The organism is Corynebacterium sp. LK31, assembly GCF_014335015.1.
Classification (GTDB): domain Bacteria; phylum Actinomycetota; class Actinomycetes; order Mycobacteriales; family Mycobacteriaceae; genus Corynebacterium; species Corynebacterium jeikeium_D.
Genome location: NZ_PDGW01000022.1, coordinates 84,552 through 106,101 on the forward strand (window position 1 = coordinate 84,552; position 21,550 = coordinate 106,101).

At 60.3% G+C, this 21,550-nt stretch carries 16 protein-coding genes; 7 read left to right on the forward strand and 9 right to left on the reverse strand.

Features of this window, described 5'->3' with window-relative positions:
* Positions 1-12: 12 nt before the first annotated feature.
* Positions 13-2,046, reverse strand: coding sequence for a M13 family metallopeptidase (locus tag CRD18_RS08090; protein ID WP_070429111.1), 2,034 nt, complete (start codon positions 2,044-2,046; stop codon positions 13-15).
* A 106-nt stretch (positions 2,047-2,152) separates the two neighbouring features.
* Here CRD18_RS08090 and CRD18_RS08095 point away from each other — a divergent pair, with 106 nt between their 5' ends.
* Positions 2,153-3,079 (forward strand): glycoside hydrolase family 25 protein, encoded by a 927-nt coding sequence (locus CRD18_RS08095; RefSeq protein WP_187406632.1) that lies wholly within the window; start codon positions 2,153-2,155, stop codon positions 3,077-3,079.
* Between the two features lie 28 nt (positions 3,080-3,107).
* Here CRD18_RS08095 and CRD18_RS08100 read toward each other — a convergent pair whose 3' ends face one another.
* From CRD18_RS08100 to CRD18_RS08125, 6 genes are all read right to left on the reverse strand, one after another.
* Positions 3,108-4,136, reverse strand: a complete 1,029-nt coding sequence (locus tag CRD18_RS08100; protein WP_038627257.1) for a TIGR00730 family Rossman fold protein — start codon at positions 4,134-4,136, stop codon at positions 3,108-3,110.
* A 40-nt stretch (positions 4,137-4,176) separates the two neighbouring features.
* Entirely contained in the window at positions 4,177-7,575 is a 3,399-nt protein-coding gene (locus CRD18_RS08105; protein ID WP_187406633.1) for an arabinosyltransferase domain-containing protein, read from the reverse strand.
* Between the two features lie 132 nt (positions 7,576-7,707).
* Entirely contained in the window at positions 7,708-9,729 is a 2,022-nt protein-coding gene (locus tag CRD18_RS08110) for a galactan 5-O-arabinofuranosyltransferase (RefSeq protein ID WP_187406634.1), read from the reverse strand.
* Between the two features lie 110 nt (positions 9,730-9,839).
* Positions 9,840-10,601: a decaprenylphospho-beta-D-erythro-pentofuranosid-2-ulose 2-reductase gene (locus CRD18_RS08115; protein ID WP_049189783.1), complete on the reverse strand. Its 762-nt coding sequence runs from the start codon at positions 10,599-10,601 to the stop codon at positions 9,840-9,842.
* 25 nt (positions 10,602-10,626) lie between these two features.
* Entirely contained in the window at positions 10,627-12,096 is a 1,470-nt protein-coding gene (locus tag CRD18_RS08120; RefSeq protein WP_016421825.1) for an FAD-binding oxidoreductase, read from the reverse strand.
* A 113-nt stretch (positions 12,097-12,209) separates the two neighbouring features.
* The gene (locus CRD18_RS08125) at positions 12,210-12,437 is read right to left on the reverse strand and encodes a hypothetical protein (protein ID WP_048761551.1); all 228 of its coding nucleotides are present in this window, start codon (positions 12,435-12,437) and stop codon (positions 12,210-12,212) included.
* A 52-nt stretch (positions 12,438-12,489) separates the two neighbouring features.
* Between CRD18_RS08125 and CRD18_RS08130 the strand changes: the two genes are divergently transcribed.
* The 6 genes from CRD18_RS08130 to CRD18_RS08155 all read left to right on the forward strand — a co-directional run bounded on the left by CRD18_RS08130 (position 12,490) and on the right by CRD18_RS08155 (position 19,163).
* A complete protein-coding gene (locus CRD18_RS08130; RefSeq protein ID WP_070566525.1) occupies positions 12,490-13,110 on the forward strand; it encodes a hypothetical protein in 621 nt (206 codons plus the stop codon).
* A gap of 51 nt (positions 13,111-13,161) precedes the next feature.
* Entirely contained in the window at positions 13,162-14,145 is a 984-nt protein-coding gene (locus CRD18_RS08135) for a hypothetical protein (RefSeq protein ID WP_049193889.1), read from the forward strand.
* Positions 14,146-14,222: 77 nt separating this feature from the next.
* Complete coding sequence (locus tag CRD18_RS08140) at positions 14,223-14,756, forward strand: GtrA family protein (protein WP_053087276.1); 534 nt, start codon at positions 14,223-14,225, stop codon at positions 14,754-14,756.
* 18 nt (positions 14,757-14,774) lie between these two features.
* Complete coding sequence (locus CRD18_RS08145) at positions 14,775-16,697, forward strand: glycosyltransferase (protein WP_016421829.1); 1,923 nt, start codon at positions 14,775-14,777, stop codon at positions 16,695-16,697.
* A gap of 10 nt (positions 16,698-16,707) precedes the next feature.
* On the forward strand, positions 16,708-17,877 hold the full coding sequence (locus CRD18_RS08150) for a hypothetical protein (protein WP_187406635.1): 1,170 nt from the start codon (positions 16,708-16,710) through the stop codon (positions 17,875-17,877).
* Between the two features lie 143 nt (positions 17,878-18,020).
* The gene (locus CRD18_RS08155) at positions 18,021-19,163 is read left to right on the forward strand and encodes an endonuclease domain-containing protein (protein WP_242458693.1); all 1,143 of its coding nucleotides are present in this window, start codon (positions 18,021-18,023) and stop codon (positions 19,161-19,163) included.
* Positions 19,164-19,489: 326 nt separating this feature from the next.
* Here CRD18_RS08155 and CRD18_RS08160 read toward each other — a convergent pair whose 3' ends face one another.
* Together CRD18_RS08160 and CRD18_RS08165 are read right to left on the reverse strand one after the other, a co-directional pair.
* Complete coding sequence (locus CRD18_RS08160) at positions 19,490-20,596, reverse strand: glycosyltransferase (RefSeq protein ID WP_070549350.1); 1,107 nt, start codon at positions 20,594-20,596, stop codon at positions 19,490-19,492.
* A gap of 143 nt (positions 20,597-20,739) precedes the next feature.
* On the reverse strand, positions 20,740-21,522 hold the full coding sequence (locus CRD18_RS08165) for an ABC transporter ATP-binding protein (protein ID WP_005510871.1): 783 nt from the start codon (positions 21,520-21,522) through the stop codon (positions 20,740-20,742).
* Positions 21,523-21,550: the final 28 nt, after the last annotated feature.

Sequence of the window (21,550 nt, forward strand, 5' to 3'; positions counted from 1 at the left end):
GTTCCCGCAGAATTACCAGATATTCACGCGCTCATTCGGCTCACGCCACATGCCGTCCCCCGCTGAAGTGCCGAAGGCCTCATGGAACTCATCGATGTTGCTGGCAATGACGTTGCAGCGGAACTCCGCCGGCGAGTGCGGGTCAATGGCAAGCAGCTGACGTGCAAACTCCGGACGAATCTTGGAACGCCAGACCAGTGCCCACTGCTTGAACAGGTCACGGTAGGTCTCGGGGGTGTCCTCCAACCCGAGTTCCTTTCCGCGGGCAGCGAGGAAACGGCGGAAAGCGACGACAGCAATACCAAGCCCGCCCAAGTCACCGATGTTCTCTCCCAGGGTGAAGCGACCGTTGACACCGGGCAGGTCAGCGCCCTCCTCGGCCTGCTCGCGCAGAGCCTGCGGAACCAGGCCCTCGTACTGGTCCACCAGTGCGGAGGTCAGCTTCTCAAAAGCTGCGCGATCCTCATCGGTCCACCACTGGTGAAGGTTGCCGTGACCGTCATACTGCGAGCCCTGGTCATCAAAACCATGACCAATCTCGTGACCAATAACCGCACCGATGCCACCGAAGTTCTCCGCCGGGGAAGCGTCCGGTGAGAAGAACGGCGACTGCAAAATCGCAGCCGGGAACGTGATGTCATTGACCACCGGATTGTAGAAGGCATTGACCGTCTGCGGAGTGCCATGCCACTCATCACGATTGGCCGGGGTTCCCAGCTTTGCCACCTCATAATCATGCGCAAAAGCGCTGGCAGCGCGAGCATTGTCCATCAGTGAATCCCCGAGCTCCATCGCCGAGTAATCACGCCAACGCTCCGGGTAGCCAATCTTGGCCTTAAACAGCGACAGCTTCTCCAGCGCCCGCTCCTGTGTCGCCTTCGTCATCCACGGCAGCTTCGAAATTCGCTCCCGGTACGCCGCCAGCAGGTAGTCCACCAGTTCCAGGACCTGCTCCTTGTACTCCGGAGGGAAGTGCTTTTCCGCATACAGCTTGCCGACGTCATGTCCAACCGCCCCGTCCGCAAAGGCAACACCACGCTTCCAGCGTGCACGCTGCTCGGTCGAACCCTGCAGGGTGCGGCCGTAGAAGTTAAAGCTCTCCGCAGAGAAGTCATCCGACAGGTAGGCGGCGCGCTGGTGGAGGACGCGCCACAGTGCCCACAGGCGCAGATCTGCCAGGTCAGTGTCCTGCCACAACTTGCTCAAGTGCTCGAAGTACGACGGCATCATCACCACGATGGTGTCGATGGCAGTCTGGTTCGTCTCATTGACACCGGTGGCCGCGAGCCACTCCGCGACCGGGAAGCCGGTGGGGAGGTCAGAAATGGCCGTCTTGTTATAGGTCTTCAGTGCATCGCGGGTATCGACCACATTCCAGTGACCAGCGGCAATACGCTTTTCAAAAGCCACGATGCGCGCCGCCGCAGCGGCCGGGTCCACCAACTCGAATGCAGCAAGCGCGGTGGAGAGGTTCCCCGCGCCGTCGTCATGCGAGGAGAGAAGCTTCAACATAGCGGCAACATGCTGCTCATAGGCAGCGAGGGTGTCGGCGTGACCAGGCTCGCGGTAGTAAGCCTCATCCGGGAGGCCGAGGCCCGACTGCAACAGATAGAGAGCATCCAGGTCCGAGCCGGAATCCTTCTCTACCCAGTACCCGAGCGCACCACCGACACCGAGGCGGTCGAGGCGGCCGAGCGCCAACGCCAGCTCATGCGCGTTCTCGGCGGAGGCAATCATTTCTAGATCCTGCGCGAGAGGAGCTGCGCCGGCGTTATTAATAGCGGCTTCGTCCATAAAAGAGTTGTACAAGCGAGCGACGCGGGAATTCGGATCCGCATCGGCGGCAGTGGTGATGAGCTCGCGGACGTTTTCCTCCGCCTCATCCCGCAGCTTGTAAAAGGCGCCATCGATGGGGCGGTCAGCCGGGATGACGTGATTGCTAATCCACCCACCGTTGGTGGCCAAGTAGAGGTCGTCCTGCGGGCGAGGAGTTGTTGAGAATTGGGACGTTGCGGACTGGGTCTCAGTATTAGTGCTATTTGTCATGCCGCCAGTCTAGGGGCAAGGGCGGATTGAAGCTGTGACTGGAGGGGTGGAATAAGTTTAGGCTTACGAATGGGGCTGAAGTGGTTTAGGGGGTAAGGTGCAAACCATGAAATTTCTTCCACTTTCCGCGAACGCGGTGTTGAAGCGACGCCCGGGACGCGCCACTTTGGCAAGTATCGTGGCCGTTGCGCCGCTGACCTTGGGTGTTATTGCACCGGCAGACGCACAAACACAGGACGCATCTGCACACTCCAACCAGTCCGCTGCTGATTCCAAGGGGTCGCTCGACTTTTTGACTGTTCAGGAGTCGCAGGGCTCTGATGCCAACGGTTCCTCAACTGGTTCGGCTACCAGTGCATCGTCGAACTCGGCGCGCACCGGCTTCCACATGGGGCCGACCGGTGTGGACGTCTCCAAGTGGCAGCGCCCAGGTGGTGTCGCGCTGAAGTGGGACGAGGTCGCAGCCAGCGGCCAGAAGTTCGCTTTCATCAAGGCCACTGATGGTGTCGAAGGCGACCAGAAGTACTTCCTCGAGGACTCCATCGCCGCAGCTAAGGCCGGTCTGTACGTGGGCAGCTACCACAAGGCGCATCCGGATCGCTCCGCAACCGAGCAGGCCGATCAATATGTGGAAGCACTGCAGCAGCGCGATGAGCAAATCTCCACGGACAAGACATTGCCACCTGTGCTGGACATCGAGCTGGACAACGGCCTCAACCCGACCCAGCTGCAAAAGTGGACCAAGGACTTCCTCGAGCGCGTCGAGGAAAAGACCGGCGAAACCCCGATGATTTACACCTACCGTTGGTTCTGGCAGAACCCAATGGGTAACTCGACCGACTTCACCGACTACCCGTTGTGGCTCGCCGCCTACCAAGACAGCGCTCCGACCTCGCTGCCGGGCGGTTGGGAGAGCATGACCTTCTGGCAGCGTTCCTCCACCGGCCGCATCGATGGCATCCCGACCATCGTCGATGAGGATGTCTTCAACGGCACCGAAGCCGAGCTGCAGCAGCTGGCTGCTGCTCACTAGTGATGTGTTGTGGGGGGCTGGGAACAGGCTAAAACTTCGTCCGCCCCGCACGCCACGCAATCAACGCAGGCAGGAGTTTGTCGACGTCGTCGACGACGATAAGCGCATCGAGAAGCTCCGGCCGCACAAAGCCCGCATCCACAACATTGCGCAGTAGCACCAGCAGGGGCTCCCAGAAGCCCGAAGGTCCCAGCAACGCCACCGGCTTGGCATGAATCCCCAGGTGCTGCTGGGTCCACACCTCGAAGAACTCTTCCAGCGTGCCCGCACCGCCGGGGAGCGCAACAAAAGCATCGCCGAGTTCATACATGCGCGACTTTCGATCGGCCATAGTCGCAACAGTTTCCAGGTGAGTCAGCCGCGGATGGGCGATTTCCTTCTTGACCAGGACCTCGGGGATGACACCGGTGACACTGCCGCCGTCGTCAAGCGACGCGTTAGCAACCGTGCCCATAAGACCAATCGCCGCGCCACCGTAGACGAGCTCCACCCGATTTTCCGCGAGTGCCTGGCCGAGGCGTTCGGCGGTGACGCGCCAGGCGGGGTCGTTGCCGAAGCCAGAGCCGCAGAAAACAGTCAGCGACGATAGTGCGCGCTGTGGCTGCTCACGGCCAGCGGCAAGCTGGGGCAGCTCTTCGCGGAGCTTCGGCAGCGTGGTTTCGACCAGCATGGGCGCGATTCTCCCGGTCGGTAGCCAGGGATCGAGCCAGCGTACCTCTTCGATTTCGGCGTGAGGCTGAACGTTCACCAGCTCATCGGTGAACTCACCGACATAGCGCACATGGTGGCCGACGACCTCGAAGCCCGCCTCGTTGGCAGCGGCTGCACGGGCAATATTCCACGGACGCAACTGCGATAGCTCGATGTCCACGCCGAGCTCCTCGGAGACCTCGCGAGCGGCGGTGACCTCCGGGTGATCGACGGATTCACCCGGCTCGAACTTGCCGCCGGGCAGCATGAACGTATCCGTGCCCCGCTTACGAACGCACAAAACCCGCCCCACCGGGTCAGTCACAACCATTGCGGCGACAACGATGGAACGGGTTTGTGCAGTCACTCGGGCTCCTTAGGTGAAGGACGCACCGAGGCTCCTTCGCCTAGGGATCCTTCACAATCATCTTCCCGGGCGAGTATAGACCCGAGCGAGTGATATCTTCATACTCAATTTCGGCGACATCCGGCTTGACCTTGTCCTTATTCGGACGCGGCGAGAGCTTCTCGACGGAACCCCAGTCGCGGCGCCAGTCGTTCTTGAGGTAAGTCGGTACGGACGTAGCCTCATTCACAGCGTCGGAGAATCCGAGCGGACCACCGCCATCGACCGACTGCCAAACATCTGCGCCGACGACCTTCAGACCACGGTCCGGAGTGATGCGGTACTCCGGAAGCTCTGCGACACCGGCGTAGTGGTCGAACGGACGCTGGCACGGGAACTGGAAGGCAACCGGCCAGTCCGGGATAGTCGCAGTTTCCGGCGAAATGACATCGGTCATTGGCTGCAGCTCGGCCAGGCGAGGAGGGGTCAGTGCCAGCCACTGATCCTCGGAGACATCGTTGTCCTCCGCGACCAGGCGCACAGCGGTGGCTCCCTCTGGGATCTCCTCGGTCAGGAAGCGCAGGTTACGCCAGGTCGGAGCAGGGCCGATATCAATCGGCTCCGCCTCGGAGAGAACCTCGAAGCCATCCTCGTCGCCGCCCTCGCGACCGTACTGTGCCACCAGCTTGCGACCCTGCTGAGCCACACCGTTGATGTCGTGGTGGAAGATACGGCCGGCCGCCGATACGGCGATTAGCGGGTGGTCCTCATCAATCTCAGGCAGCTGGAACCAGGAAGTTTCCAGGTTTGCGGGACGCTGAATGTCCTCGGAGTAAGAGCCGAGCACCGGCACCTTATCCGGATCCAAGCCAAATGGCAGCTCGACCTGCGAGCCGTTGACACCCTTGTCGGCGCGCTTGCCGCCGTCGGTGCCTGACGCGGAACCGCCCTCAACTGTGGCTTCCGGATCAGTAGACTGATCATCAGTGTCGGCAGTACTTGCCTGGCTCTGGCTGGTGTCCACAGCTTCGGCCTTCATGTTTGACGGAACGCCGTTCGGGTCGAAGCCACGGTTCTTACCGCCACCGCGCAGCGATTCCGCCAGCGGCTTGCCATCGACGGTATTCAGGAAGCCATCGTTCGGATCGGTTTCCATCAGCACATCGCTCGCCAGATTACATGTCTGACCAGCCAAGGAGCGGATATTGCCCGCGGCGACCGAGTATGCCGGGTACTGCGACACTGCGCCCTTGCCCAGTGAAGCCACCATGAACATCGTCACCAGCAGCGTCGTCACCGCAATCGGGGACGATGCAACTGCATTGATGCGGCGTGCGCGTGCCGACTTTTCCTGCGACTTCGGCTTGGTGCGGAACTCCTGGACGAAGTTCATTACGGCACCAGCCAGCAGCAGTAGCAAGGCCAGAGCCAATACTGCTGAACCCAGCTGGTGGCCGCGCAACTGAATGGTCTTGTCGAACCACGGCACACCGTAGGACGACACATACCACCAGCCGTTAATACCCATCAGCGAGAAAGCGAGGATGAAGGTGATACCACCGGCAAAGAACAGCTGATTGCGTGGGTTACCTGCTACCCAATGGCTAATGGCCATGGCGGCAAGTGCTGCCAGGGAAGCCGCGATGCCCGCGTACACGCCGAAGTGGTGCGTCCACTTTGTCGGCGTGAAGGTCAGGAAGAACATGGTGCCGATGAACATGAACACCAGACGTGCCGACGGGCCGGCCAGAGCCCCCGGAACGGTGCGGTGACGAAGCAGCGCGGCAATCGTGATGGTCAAGCATGCCAGTGCAATCAGAACCGGGAAACGACGCGGGAAGGCGCCGTCGACGGACTGCAGCACCAGCCAGTAGTAGCGGACGTACTCGTTGTACCAAGGCTCCGACGGGCCGATGATGCTGCGGACGCGAATGGACTCGCGGACCGTGGCCAAAGTCTGGTCGCCGAAGACACCGACCAAGATCGCGGTGCCCGCAGCCAGGAACGGTGCAATCTGCATTAGTGGGGCCTGCCAACCACCACCGAGAGCCTTATGGCGCTCAACGACAATGCGCACCAGCATCGGGATGCCTGCGAGCAGGGCGGCAACTGCCATTAGACCCGTTGGGCCCGAGCCCAGTGCCAGCGTGGCGATAACCACTGCGACTGCAGCTGGCAGCAGGCGTCGAGTCAGAATTGCGCGCTCAATGAATACCCAGGTCAGCAGGGATCCCAGAGCAATGACCGGCTCCGGGCGCAGTCCGTTGTTGTACGGCAGCCAGAAGGCCAACAGCACACCAGCAGCAGACCAGTAGGCCACCCGGCGCTGGGCAATCTTCTCGCCGAGGCGTGGGATAACCATTCGGGAAATAATGAACCACACCAGCAGTGCGGACAGCAGCGCCGGTAGTCGCATCCACAGTGACGAGGTGGACACCTTCACCATCAGCGACAGCAGGTCGTAGTAGGGGCTGCCGAACGGTGACTCAGGAGCGCCGAACCAACGGTAGTAGTTCGCCATGTAGCCCGACTCGTCGGAGACGCGCGCCATGGTGAAGATGTAACCGTCATCGGAGGTGTTGCCACCGATGAAGTGCCAAACAACCAAAATCGTGCCAACCAGGATGTCCAGCGGAGTCGGCTTCAACGCACCGCGCTTGAACAGCGGAGTGAAGGGGGAACCGTCGATACGGTCAATGCGAGCCAACGCGACCAGGGAAGCCAGCGTCAGAAGCAGACCCAAGTACATGACGATGTACTTCACCACTGTCGGGTGTGAGGTGTAGCGGGAGTCGATGTTCATGTGGACATCGAGTCCATCGGCTACGGCCTTGGCCGCGTCGCCGTCAGCGGGCAGGTCAGTGTAGATACCGGTGACCTGCGGACGGTAATCGCCCTGTGTGGTGGCGGTGAGCTTCTCACCATCTGAGTTCTTGGCGCCGTCGATGTTGACGGTGGTTTTGTGCTCGGTGGAACGGATTTCCAGGATCCTGCCCTTGTTTGCGGCAAGCTCCTTCTTATCCAGGCTCATCACCACGCTGTCGCGCAGAATGACGTCGAGGCCGTCCTTGCCCGAACGCACCATCAGACCCCGTTTGGTCGGCTTATCCGCGGTCGGGGGGATAGTCGACAACAGGGTTGTCCGCTTGTCGGAAAGTTCATCCGTCAGGGACAGAGGCAGATCGACGCTCAGATCCAACGGTGCCTGCGCCATAAGCGGTGCATCCACTGAGTTCAGTGTGTCGCGCTGAGGCCAAGACACGGAGGACTGAGTATTCACGACCGGGAGGAACGGTGTGATGACAAAGCAAATGAAACCGACGATTCCAGCGATAATCGCTGTCCAACGAGTCAGTGTCGTAGGAGAGGGGCCGTCCATAGGCGGTCTCTCCACGCGGTCGATGGTCACTTCGGGTGAGCCGTCGACACTTTCTTTGATTTCTTTAGTTTCGGCAGTCACAAGGAAAGATACTACGGTAATTGGCGTTTTTCTTTGAGTTTGCAACGCGAAAGTTACATCACAGTTTCCACATTAGTAACAGGAATCACGTTTATAGCAGGGGATAGCCGCCCAATACCTACTTGCCAATACCTACTTGCGAACCGCCACTACGAACGGGCCGACCTGGTTTAGCTCCCAGTGCTTCTCAAATGCAGAGCGGGCAAAATTCAGGCTCCGGAAGACCACATTCGGATTGTTCGGATAGATATCATCCGCGATGTCCAACGTCAGTGGAGCGGCATCCTCGCCATCAGGTGTCTCAACCTCGCCCCGCAGCACAATGGCATCCGGTCCGCGCCACGGCGTTTCATCCATGGCCTGCACGAGCTCATCGGGGTCGCGAATCTCCGACCATTCCTCCAATGCCTGATTACGGCGGTCGAACTCACCCAGAGGGTTAGCGTAGTGGCTGGTCAGCGCCTGGAATCCGTACCAGGGATAGAGTGCTTGGAAATTCTTCTCATCCGTCAGCACCACTGTCTGGGCCGGATCGAGCCCGGCCTCCTTCAGCGTTTGGTCCACCGCTGAGTACCACGCCCCGGCATTCGGTGGGAAGCGGTCCGCGCGCTCGCCGTTACCGTCGGTGTCGGTATGCGCCAAGTCGATGGCACCATGCAACTTATTCGGAATCGACTGCGCGTAGCCAATGCCCGCCAGCAGCAAGACTGCCGCCATTACCGCGGAGACACGCTTGGCAATGTGAGCTGGTGCCGCCTGCGGCCAATACTTCTCGATGCCGTTGAGACGGGCGTCGGCAAGCGCGACCACACCAGCCGCAATCAACATGAACGTAATCGGTGCGGTGAGGCGAAACCCCAGCAGCGTGCGTCCGAGCAGCGTCGCCACCATCGAGGCCACTACCCAGCCATAGAGCACCAGCGTGCCCAAGCCGAGCGCGCGCGCATCCGGCTCTGTGGCGCTGACCAGCATGCGCACGACACCGATGAAACACAGCACACCGATCACGCTGGCGGCGAGCATCGGCAAAGGCAGCTGCGCACCCTCCGGCGGCAGGTAATGCGTCGCTGTCGCGCCCGAGCGCGGTGCCCCCGTCGCAACCGCCAGCATGTACGGACCCCACACCGTCGCCGCAATCAGCATCGATCCCACGCCCATAATGATCAGGCGCACTACGGGAATCCACGAGCTTGACGACGTCCACGCGACCACGGCCAACACGACCACAATAAGCGCGCCTACGGCAGTGTAAAGAGTGTAGAAAGTCGCAGAAATACCCAGGAAGACGAGTACGCCAAACATGGCGGACCAAGCGCCGGTGAGACCGCGCCAGGCCATCACGGTCATCGCCGGAAGACCCATAGCAACGACTGCGGCGTAGGGCTCATCGGCGACAGTGGCCAGGGCGACGGCCGTGGTTGTCAGCGCAATGCCAGTGGCTACTGGCAGGGAGCCACTCAGGCGTTGCCACACCGGAACCAAAACACAGCCAGCAGCGGCGAGTGTCATCAACGCCCAGGGCTGGAAAACCTCCCAGCCGGCAATGCCCAGGATATTGGCCAGGCGTCCGCCCAGGAAGAACCAACCAGCTGGGTAGAAAGACGGGATGTCGATGTACGACATGTCATGCAGGCCAGGCTCCGAGGCCATCCTGGTGAGGTACTCAGTGCGGAACTCCTGGTCGACGGACAGACCGTCCAACCACAGCCTGGTCGAGCCCAGCGGGAGGCCGACGGCAGAGACCACCAAGATGGCCGGTGACATGTAAGCCATCAGATACGTCAACCACGTTAGCCACCGGGGGCGATTATCTTTGCCCTTGGTGGCGAAGAAATACAGCAGGACGGTGGTGAGCGTCAGCGTGATGACAATCAGCGCTGTTGCGACTGCCCTGGTCAGCTGCGAGCCGCCAAAGGCCGGCAGCGACAGGCGGTGGAACACAAACCAGGACGCTAGAGCGATAACCGAACCGCCCACAAGCGCTGCGAACAGGTAGGTCAGAGCAGCCTTGAGGGAGAGCTGGTCATCGTTGAAGATCTCATAGCGATCTTCGTCGACCAGCTCACTGTAGGATCGTGCGCCCGTTGTGTTGGCGCTAGTGTTGTCGGCACCCGTGGTGTCAGCGCTCGAGGTTTCGGCCTGCTTGTCTACCATGCCCTCAAGTTTTGCACAGGAACCGGACTCCGACGAACGGCGGAGCTAAAGGTGGGTACGTCAGCCCGTCAAGCCCCGCTGAGTTCTATCGAGTCCTTCGAAACCCGCTCTTAAATCGGCAGCTTCTTGAAGATCGGGCGCGGAATGTGCTTCAGCACCATCATCACCAGCTGGAATGCCGGCGGAGCCCAGACCAATGTCTTACCGGCCTCGACGGACTTCACCGCGAGCTTGGCGACATCTTCCTTGTTCACAGTCAGCGGGGCCTCGTCCACGTCAGCGGACATACGGGTACGGACCTGACCAGGGCGGATAACCAGGGTCTTGACGCCGTACTCCTCCAGGGCCTCGCCCAGGTTCAGGTAGAAACCATCCAGGCCGGCCTTGGTGGAACCGTAGACAAAGTTGGAGCGGCGCACGCGCTCACCAGCGACGGAGGACATGGCAATGAACTGGCCATGACCCTGCGCCTTGAACTTCTGACCAACCAGAACACCCATCGACATCGCGCCGGTGTAGTTGATGTTCGCAGCCAGGACGGCCTTGCGCTGGTTCTGCCAGAGCTCCTCGGCGTCGCCAAGCATGCCAAACGCGACGATGCAGATGTCCACGTCGCCGTCGGCAAATGCCTTATCGACGACCTCCGGGTGGGAGTCGAAGTCCGTTGCGTCGAAGTCGAGGGTGACCACCTCGGAAGCGCCGGCGGCCTTCATTTTTTCAGCGGAGGCCTCGCGCAGCGGATCGTTCGGCAGGGAAGCCAGGATGACCTTGGCCGGGCCCTTCTTCAGGAACTCGGCGGTAATGGCCAGACCGATTTCACTAGTGCCGCCGAGCAGCAGGATGGACTGGGCAGCGCCTACAGCATTAATCATTGGGGCTTAAATCCTCTCGGTTCTTTTAGTGCAGTTCCAGTCGACGCGACATGTCAGAGGCGAAGACACCGTGTGGGTCAATCTCATTGCGGGTGTCCAGCCAGCTCTGCATCTCGGGGTACATCTGGTGGAAGTTAGCGGCGGAAGTGCGCGACTCCTTGGCCAGGTAGAGGCGGCCGCCGAACTCCATGACGCGCTTATCCAGATCATCGAGGAAGGCGCCGAGACCCGGCTTGATCGGGAAGTCCACGCAGACGTTCCAACCCGGCATCGGGTAGGACAGCGGAGCGCGGTTACCCTCGCCGAACAGCTTGAATACGTTCAGTGCCGAGTAGTGGCCGGAGCGCTGGATATCGCGGACAATCTCCTTGAACGGCTCGACGGCCTCGCGCGGAACAACGAACTGGTACTGCAGGAAGCCCTTGGAGCCATATCCTCGGTTCCACTCGCCGATGAGATCCAGCGGCTGGTAGAACTGCGTGAGGTTTTGCACCTGGTTGCGGTAGGTGCCGGACTTCAGCCACCACAGCTCACCAATGCTGATCATGGTCAGCTTGTTCATGGTGAAGGACGGGAAGATATCCGGCACAGTCACCAGCTGTGGAGCGTTGAACTTCAGCGGATCTTTGGCCAGCTTCGGGGCGTATTCCTCCAGCTGAGCCAAGGTTGCCAGCGAACCGCGGGAAATTGCGGCGCGTCCCAGCTTCGGCTCCGGTGAGATGGCGTCGAACCACGCGGAAGAGTAGGTGAAGTTCTCCTCGGAGCCATCGGAGTGGAACTCGATGGTCTCGTCCAGAGTGTGGGTCATGTCGCCGTCGGCGATGAAGTAGGCTGTCTCGGTCTTGGTCATCTTGATCCGAGCGCGGACAATAATGCCGGTCAGGCCCATGCCGCCGACGGTTGCCCAGAACAGCTTGCCGTCCGGGTCGTCTGCAGAGCCCTCCGGCTCAAGGTGCAGGATACGGCCGTCAGCGACCAGCAGCTCCATCGACAGCACGTGGTTGCCGAAGGAACCTGCGGAGTGGTGGTTCTTACCGTGAATATCCGGACCAATGGCACCACCGATAGTGACCTGGCGAGTTCCCGGCAGCACCGGCACCCACAGGCCGTAGGGCAGTGCGGCCTTCATCAGCTGGTCCAGCGTGACACCGCCGTCGACATCAACAATCGCCGACTCCTGGTCAATGGAGTGGATCTTGTTGAGCTTCTGCATGTCGATGACCAGACCGCCCGAGTTCTGGGCGGGGTCGCCGTAGGAGCGGCCCATACCGCGGGCAATTACACCGCGGCGCAGGTGGGCAGGCTTGTCGGAGTTCTGGTCTGCGACAGCCTTGACGGCGTTAACGATTTCATCCAAGTCCGGCGTCGACAGCACCTGGGACTTAGCGGGGGCGGTACGACCCCAACCGGTCAGGGTCCTGGCTTCTGTGTGTACGGCTCCGTAGGCACCGTTCGAAGCATCGGTGCTGGACTTGCCGTTAGTGTTAGTGGACATCAAGGCTAGGCTACCCCTTTGCACTGGCTCCGTCGCCCGTGACGCTCCGAGGTGTTGGTCACGCTTGGGGCCGCGCACGGGTCGTCGGAAAGCGAGCGAAATGTACGGAGAGGCTATAGATCCATAATTTTTCGGATCTCTTCCGGCAGCATTTCCTGCGAGGTGATCTGCGGGCCGTCGTACGCCTCAAGTGCGCGGTAGACCTGTGCGCGCTCTGCGCTGTCGAGGATGGGCAGCTCCTCGGCGAATAGCATGACCATCTGGTTCGACAGCGGGGTGTTGGTGTACTCGGCGGCCATGTTGATGGTTTCGCGCGGCTTCTTCTTGAAAAAGTCGAACATGCGATAAAGGCTACCCCGCTTCGAATCCGTCACTCGCGATACCATCAACCTCATGATGTCCACGCCTGCTGCTACTCCGCAGACCCTTGCCGTATGTAGTTCCACATCGCCCGTTGTCATTTGGCATGTGGAGCTCTCGCCGTCCTTTGCAGGGGAGAGGTTGTCGGGTGCATGGCTGGTGGATCCGCTTGACGACGGAGCCCTGGAGACCGCCACTAATCTGCTCACCGGTTGCTTTGTTGCAACTGTGACCGCGGGCGATGGTGACGGTGACGCTGCGGCAGAGAGCGCTGAGGGTGCTGAGGGTGCGGACTTGCTATCGCAAGCGATTGAGCAGGCGGGGGCCACGGTGATTGACCTGCCGGCATCCGTGGCCGGCATTCGTGACCACATCGGACAGCTGCGCGCCGCCGCGAAGGAAGAGAAGGCCAAGCCCGGCAAGGGAAATCTGACGGAGCCGCGGTTTCCCAAGGTCAACGACGTGGAGGTTATTGATTTTCCGCATGTTGGCGAAAAGGTCGCAGGGCCGGTGCTGGGGCTTGCCCGCGGGGTAGAAGAGCTGGTGGCGCAGTGGACCGCGGTGGAGTCGCAGCGCCTGCGTCGCAAGTACTTGGTAGAGCCATGGGGTGCGGAGCCGCGCCAGATTCCGCTGGTAAAAACGCGCGCATTGTAGCGAGTTTTTGCTATCCAGGCCACATTGTTTTTCCTGCGTACGCTGTGAGGTATGGCAGCACAGACCGATAACGTAGTCGCCTTCCCAGGCGTTCGCGTGGCCACGGAACCGGCCACGCTCATTATCGGTGCCTCTTTAGAGGAAGAACCGTGCAGTGCCCACCGCGTCTTCGGGGTCAATGACCAGATGGATTTGCGAAGCCTGTCCCGCGTGTTAGCGGTCATCTTTGGGTGGGGCGAGGAAAGCGTGCCGACGAAGTTCCATTTGCCCGGCTCTGCGGTGGAGTCTGCGGCGCAGCTGGTGACTGGCGGCAGACCCGCAGCGGTCGGAGTCGTCGATGTTCCCCTGTCCACCACAGTTGCCGAGGTGCTGCAAAGTCCCGGCGATACCCTTATCTGGCAGTGGGGCTTGTGGGAACATACCTTGCAGGTCAGAGAAGCTTTTGCCCGCGATGAGGCCACCCCGGATGCCCTGTGTATCGGTGGCTCGGGCTCTATCCGCGCACTGGGAGATGTGGACGCGGAGGAGCCGGTAGATATTGCCGCAATCAATAGGGAATTGACCGGACGGGACTCTATTCAAAATACGTTGGCCACCGCTCGTGCTGATGTGGTGGACATCATCGAGCGGTCGGGGGTGTTTGAATTCGTGCCCCTGTTACAGGCTCTGGACCTGCAGAGGTCGGAATCAACCGCGCTGGAATTGACCGGGGAGGCGGGGGAGAGCGTCGTTAAGCGATTGCGCGCATTGCCTATAGAGGACGCCGAGAAAGACCCGGCCGGGCACGATGCGGCGTTGGTGGAGCTGCTGTGTTTGGCGGCGCTGACCTCGGATGAGCTACGGCATGATGTGGCGGCGCATGTCATGGAGCGCCTCGGCTGGGAGAGCGACGAGGGCATCCCGCTATCCGGCGAGGACGTGGAGGAATTGGCAGCGGCTAGCTGGGCGGAGATGAGCGCGCTGGGGCTAGCTGGGGAGGATACGCTCTCGCCGGTGGAGCGGCTGGATCTACTGCGTGAGGCGCTGCGACGTTAGATTTTTCTCCTCTTTATTGCCTGTTTATGTTCGCGCTGGCTGTTTGTTAGCTGGCCGGTGGCCTAGAATTCCTAGGCGTGTCAGCGAATGAAACAGCAAATGAAAACCCGAACCGCGACAACGGCAAGCTCGGAAACGGCTCCCACGAAAACGGATTTGTCGTAGAGGACTCGGCCGCAGTGCCAATGGCGACGGAGACCAAGGACGAGCACGGACTGAAAGTGCAGATGATGCGCTTTATCATCTCCGGCGTCATCGCGGCGGTGGTGGACTTCGGCCTGACGTTCATCATGCTCAACGCCTTCGGGGCGACCAACTTCTGGGGTAAGACGGTCGGCTGGGTTTTCGGCACGATTACGGCGTACATCATTAACAGCCGCTGGACCTTCAAGTCGAAGTCCTCGGCGAAGAAGGTGCTGGCAGTTGCGGTGCTGTACCTGATTACCTACGCCACCCAGGTCGGCATCTTCAACGTGTTGCAGCCCTGGCTCGTCGAATCCTGGGACTGGAACGCGCAGTGGGCACAGTTCGGCGCATTCGTCGTCGCACAGGGCGTTGCGACGGTAATTAACTTCATCATTCAGCGTGTATTCATCTTCCGTGTGAAATAGCGCGATACGCTGGGGGACGTGACTTCGACTGCTTCTAATAAGGAATCCACTCAGCTGACCGCCGAAACCGATGTTGACATGCTGACTATTCAGCGCGTGCTGTTTGCTCCGCCCGCAGACTGGGTGGAGCCGGATTTGTACTACCGAGTCGAAGGCGTTGGCGCCTACGACAGCTCGGTGCAGGCCACCCGTAACTCGATCACGCTCGGTCGCCACACCGTAGTGCGCACTGACACCTACTTCGGGCGCTTCCGAGCTTCTTACTGGCAGCGCTGGACCTCAATTAAGCAGGTCGAAATCCGTGCGCGCGTGGTCGGTTCCGCGCGTGTGCTGGCCTACACCGAGGATATTGGGGGCCACCTCCGATTGGAGGACTCCTGGGCAGCGGGTGGCTCGGATGCCGACGGCAACTGGACCGGTGAGCACTCGCCGATGTCGGGTTCTGCCAATGAAGAGGTTCGCCTGACCGTCCCGCTGGACCGCTTCGCCGATGGCGGTGCCATTCACCTGCGCTTCGACACCGAGGACGCAGGCGCAAAGATTTCCGATGTCCGCTATGTTGTGCCCAAGTCGGCTATCAAGCGCGATATTCCGACTGACCTGGTCATTTGTTCTTACAACCGACCGGTTGACTGTGCTCGAACCGTCGCCACGCTGGCTGAGGACCTGCCAGCCCTTGAGCGCGTTCGCACCATCCGCGTCGTTGACCAGGGCGAACAGCACCCGGCCGACGAAGCTGACTTCATTCAGGCCAAGGAGATCCTCGGCGAGCGCCTGAACGTTGTCCACCAGCCGAACCTCGGCGGCGCCGGCGGTTTCTCCCGCGGCATGCGCGATGCCACCGCTGCGGGCGACTGCATGGTGCTGCTTACCGACGACGACATCCGCCCCGAGCCCGAAACCACCCTGCGCCTATCCGCCCTGGCCGTATGCGCGGAAAAGCCGATGCTGCTCGGCGCGCAGATGCTCTTCCTGTTCAACCCGACCAGCCTCTTCCGCACCGGCGAGACGTACAACTGGAAGGCGCTGACGGTCGAGGAGAACGACCCCAAGTTCGGTTACGCCGACGTGGACGTGCGCAAGTACCACCAGCTGCGTCGCCTGGGCGTTGACTACAACGCCTGGTGGACCTGCCTGGTGCCGTCCGAGGTCATTAAGAAGATTGGCCTGGCGCTGCCGCTGTTCTTCCAGTACGACGACATCGACTACGGTTTCCGCGCCGCCAAGGCCGGTTACCCGACTGACACCATTCCGGGCGCAGCCGTCTGGCACGCCGATTTCTACTGGAAGGACATCGAAAACGCCGCCCAGTACTTCGGCCTGCGCAACTCCCTCATCGCCGCCACCATGCACGGCGATGTCACCGCAAAGGACATGGTCAACGTCGCTTCACGACGAATCCTCTCGAACCTGGTCTCCATGCGCTACGGCCTGGCCTGGACGCAGATGGAAGCTGTTCGTGACCTGCTACGTGGCCCGGAGGTGCTGAAGAACGCATCGCAGGGCGACTTCGCTCGCATTTCTGCTGGTCGAAAGAACTTCCCGGAGACCGAGCTGCTGCCGATGCACGAGATGCCGGGTGGTCTGACCCCAGTTCGTCCGCCGTCACACGAGATCTCCAGCGAAAACAAGACGATGGCAAAGCGGCTTGCGTACACCCAGATGGGTAAGAAGCGCCCGGGGCCGGTGGCTGTGGCCTTCGAGGACTCCTTCTGGTGGCACATTTCCACCTTCGACGACGTCTGGGTCACCGATGCCTCCCAGAACGGTGTGCGTCACCTGGTCCGCGACCTGGATAAGGAAAAGTCCATGCGCGCCGAGACCATCAGCCTCATGCGCGAACTGTCCTCCAAGTGGGACGACCTTGCGAAGCAGTGGCGTGCCGCCGTGCCATCTTTGACCAGCGAAGACAACTGGGAAAAGTTCTTCCAAGGCGAGTAGTTCTTCAATCATGACCACGCACACACCCACGCCTTCGACTAGCTCAGGTGACAAAACCCGCAAACAGCTCATCACCATCTTGGTGCTGCTGGTGTTGATTATCCTGTTGCTGGCTCTGTTCCTTTTCCTCCAGGTTTCTGGGGATCGAGGTGGCGATTCGGCGGCTGCTGAGGGCAGTGTGTCGTCGTCAAGCGAAAATGGCGATGCGCAGGTGCAGGCGCAGGCGGAGAAGGCCGTCGTTGTGTACAAGCAGGTGCTGGCGAACCCGGCGCCACTGCAGACTTTTGTCGGAGAAGTTAGTCCTGGTGGGGCGATGAAATATGCGCTCGTGCATCTTGATGATGGGTGCGTGCCCGAGCTGGTGCTGAACTATGGCACAAGTGCGATGAGCGCCGAAATTGATGCGATTGGTGTCTACGGCGTTGACGAAAATGGTCAGGAAATTCAGTTTCAGAATTCCTACCATGACGGCGTGACTTCTGTGGGCGGTGTACGTCGCGCTCTTCAGCGAGCTACTGGTCAGCCGGGTATGTTCTCGTTTTCTGCAGAGAGGATGGGGCGCGATCAGGAAGATTTGCTGGTGACGCGCCAGGGCAATGAGCTGGTGGAAACGCCTGCGAATCCGAGTGCCGGGGAGTTCGAGCAGTTTAACTGGATTCCGGCTGACAACCTGGATGTCGTCGAGGCCATTGCTGCTGGTAATGACTGCGCGCCGGGCTCGGGCTCGAATGGTACTGGCGCTGATGGTGGTAACGGTGGCAACGGTGGCAACGGTGGCCCGAATCCGACGGCGGGGCGGTCGGCTTCGGGGTCGGGGTCTGGTTCGGGTTCTAGTTCTTCGTCAAGCACGTCTGGAACCAATTCGATTACGGGAACCGTGAAGGTTTTCCAGACCAAGGCAGATGTTCTAGCCTATGAGCAGCGCCAGGATCCTAACCCCGGTTCACCGGACAGGGGACCTTACGCAATCTTGATTCTGGACCAGCCGACCGAAGTTACTGCACAGCTGTCGGGGCAAAACGGACCGGAGACGCGCACGATTGAACAGGCGATCGTCAATCCGGCACTGCACAGAGATGGCGAGCGCGCCACTATTACCTTTTCGGATGATGAATACTATTGGCCCTCTGATCCCGGAGTTCCTTTTGGTATCCGTCTCGAGGATGCACCAAGAGGTTAACGTTTGACAGTTATCCACAGCCGCCAAATTGTCCACAGAAACGGGCAATTCGGCGGCTTTTCTGCTGCCAATTTCCGCGGGGTCGACCATAACTAAAGGCACTAATTCCAATGCGTGAATTCCTGTAGCCCACCTCGGGGAGCGTGCCTAAACCAATGCCTAACTGGACTTACGATTCCGATGGCCTCATCCACGCGGCTTCGCAGAAACAAATCAAGCATCCTTGTGAATATGTCAGTGCCAAGTCAGAGCTGGATAATCTGCACGGGCACGTCGGAAGCGCAAATATTCGAGATGGATCCCTGCTCAGACTGGCGTACGGCACCTACATCGAGTGCTCTCGCTGGAATGCGCTGTCAGCATTCGAACGTTTTCAACTACAGATAAAGGCACTGGTCAAGCCAGGTTCCGGGACAATCATTACGGGCGAAGCAGCCGCTGCGTTGCATGGCATCCCGTTGCTTGTTCGAAATGCCACAATCGCGCTTGCCAATTCCGGCCTGCGCCGACCTGGCGGCGGATTGCGCCATGTCAGTGGCAGAATCCTCGAACAAGACATCGTTCGCATTGGTGGGCGCTGCGTTACAGATGTGCCGAAAACCGTCATCGATATCTGCCGCACCGCCGAGTCCGAAAACGGGCCAATCATCGTTGACACCGCACTGCGACAGTGGTGTGACCTCGAAGAACTGCACACCGTCCTCACAAATTACCCACGTTCGCCGGGGACCCGTCGCGCCCGCGAGCTACTTCGAACTGCCAGCGAACACAGCGAAACCATCGGTGAGTCGATCACAAAGAAATGCATAATCGACTCAGGAATTGCCACGCTTTACGACGAAAAATGCGTGCTCATGCAGCAAGTCGAGTTCTATGACAGTGAAGGATTCATTGGGCGCGTCGATTTTTATGTGCCTCATCTGAATTTGATCATTGAGTTCGATGGGCTGACTAAGTATTCCGGTGGCGGGGTAGCAGCCACGGAAACTGTACTTCTGAAAGAGCAAGCTCGCGAGAAGCGTCTGAGGAACCTCCACTTAGATGTACTCCGCTTCCAATGGGCGCAGGTCATTAATGGGGACTGCGTGGAGGTCTTGCGACAGTTTGCTATTCGGCAGAGGCAGCGCATTCAGGCAGGTGGGTTGGTATTTTCGTCCGAAGTTGGGCGTTTTCGTCAAGCCACTGTCCCGTATAAAGATCGGCAGCTCCGTGATTCCAGAATCCAGGAGCGTAAGCAGCGTTTGCAGCTTCTGGAAAATGCACCGGCCTCGCGCGACTCAGGCTAAGTTCAGCTGCTGACCTATTGCAATTGTGCTGACTTATGGCCAACTTTCCGCCACTTGTCGATGACTTTTCAGGACTTATGGCCACGCTGTTGGCCTGGCCCGCGCACTTATCGTAGGACTATTCACTTATGCGCAGGCTGTAGCGCATCGATGAGTGAATACCTCATCGATATGTCAGTGGAGGAGAAGGGAACCAGGGGTTAGGTAACACTTTTGCGCACTGAGCACTCGAAATGCGGACTACACGACCCGGGCGAGATCAAATATGCAGGCCAGCGCCACAGCCTCAGCCCCACCAGCCCCACCAGCCGCAACGCCAGCCCGAACTACTTCGACTTTGGATCGAAGCGCTCGAAGTTCTCCGCGCGCCCCTGCTTCAGTAGCTTGAACCAGCGGTAGAAGCCGCGGACATCGCGGCGCTGGACCAGGAAGAACCAGCCGAAGCGCAGGAACTCCTGTGGCATGAGCTTGCGCATGCCGGGCTGGCTCATCAGGTAGCCGCGGTTGCGGTAGGTGAAGTAGCGCTTGAAGTCGTTGGTCGGGTACTGCGTGTGCATCTTGCCGCCGAGAATGGGCACAAATTCACCCGAGCCGGAGGGGTGCAGGTAGGCCGTCGTCAAGCATGTGCCGAACCGGAGGCCGGAGCGGACCAGGCGGCGGTGGAATTCGACCTCGTCGCCGCGGATGAATAGGCGGTAGTCGGGAACGCCGAGCTGTTCCAGCGAGCGGGCGCTAAACAGTGCGCCGTTAAACAGGGATGCGATGCCGGGCAGGAGGTCGTGGTTGCCGTCGATGGTTTCGAGGTCGCTAGGCAGTTCGAGCCCGGTCGCAGCCTTCTGATCTGCAAAGTTGGTGAACCATCTCCGCCCCTCAGAGTCGTTCACTGCGGGAAGCTTGGGGTTGATGCCGCTTTCGAAAAGCTCCTCGCGATGACGGCGCCACACCAGCCCGCGGCGCAGGGGGAATGCCAGCTTGTTCGGGGCCTTAATGTCGCAGACCACCGGCGAGACAGCGTCGAGCTGGTGACGTCGCGCGCAGCTGTGCAGCGCCTTCAGCACGTAGGAGTCCTCCGGGCGCCCGTCATCATCGGCGCACCAAATCCACTCCGCGCCCAGCGACAGCGCAGTCAGCATGCCCAGTGCGAAACCACCAGCGCCGCCCAAGTTCGTCTTGGAGCCGAAGTAGTGAATTTCCGGCGCCGATCCGCTTTCCGACGACTGCTGCGCCGCCACCTGCTCAGCGAGTTCCTTGACCTTCGGGTCATTGCCGTTGTCGACGATGATGAGCCATTTCGGCATGTGGGTCTGGCTGGCAACGATGGGAAGCGATTGACGCAGGTCCTCGATGCGGTTGTGAGTCACCACGATTGCGGCCGTTGCTGCCTCATCGTGCTTTGGGTGGTCAGCCGAGTTTTCGCTCACTTCGTTCTCCATCGGGGACGTACCGTTTATTACTGTTTTTATTGCTGTCTATCTTGCCATGTTGCTCCGGGTGGGCAATTCCAAGCGTCCGTGCCGCCCGCCAGCCGCCCGCTCGGCCACGATGGGGAACTGCGCCCGGACTCCCGGCGAAGCTGCTACCGTCGCTGCGCGAGCACGCGGCGCACCTGGTCGGCGGCCTCTTTACCTTCGTAGGCTTCGACCACTTCGTCGACAAGCCCTGCCTGTCGAACCGTACCGTGATCAATCCACAGCGCCGTGTCGCACAGCTGCGCCAGGAACTCATTCGAGTGCGACGCAAACACCAGCAGTCCGGAGCGGTCGACCAGTTCGGTCAACTTCGTCCGGGCCTTCGCCATGAATGCGGCGTCGACGGCTCCGATGCCTTCGTCGAGAAGCAAAATCTCCGGCTCAATGGACGTGACCACGCCGAGCGCCAGTCGCACGCGCATACCGGTGGAGTAGGTGCGCAGTGGCATGTGCAGGTAGTCACCGAGTTCGGTGAATTCTGCGATTTCGTCGAGCTTGGATTTCATCTGCTTGCGTGTCTGCCCCAGGAACAGACCGCGGATGATGATGTTTTCCAGACCTGAGATCTCCGGGTCCATGCCGACACCGAGGTCGAACACCGGAGCCACACGGCCGCGCACATCGGCGGCACCGCGCGTGGGCTCATAGATGCCCGACAGCAGTCGCAGCAGCGTGGATTTACCCGCTCCGTTGTGGCCTACCAAGCCGACGCGGTCGCCCTCGCGCAGATGGATGTTGATGTCCTTCAGCGCCTCAATGACCACGACATTGGAGTCATTGCGGCCAATCGCACCACCCGCGGCGCCGAGGAACGCCTTCTTCATCGACCGCGATTTGGCGTCGAAAATGGGGAAGTCAACGCACGCGTTGTAAGTATCAATGCTGACCATGCTTATCCCTTGCTAGTTCTATTCGCTT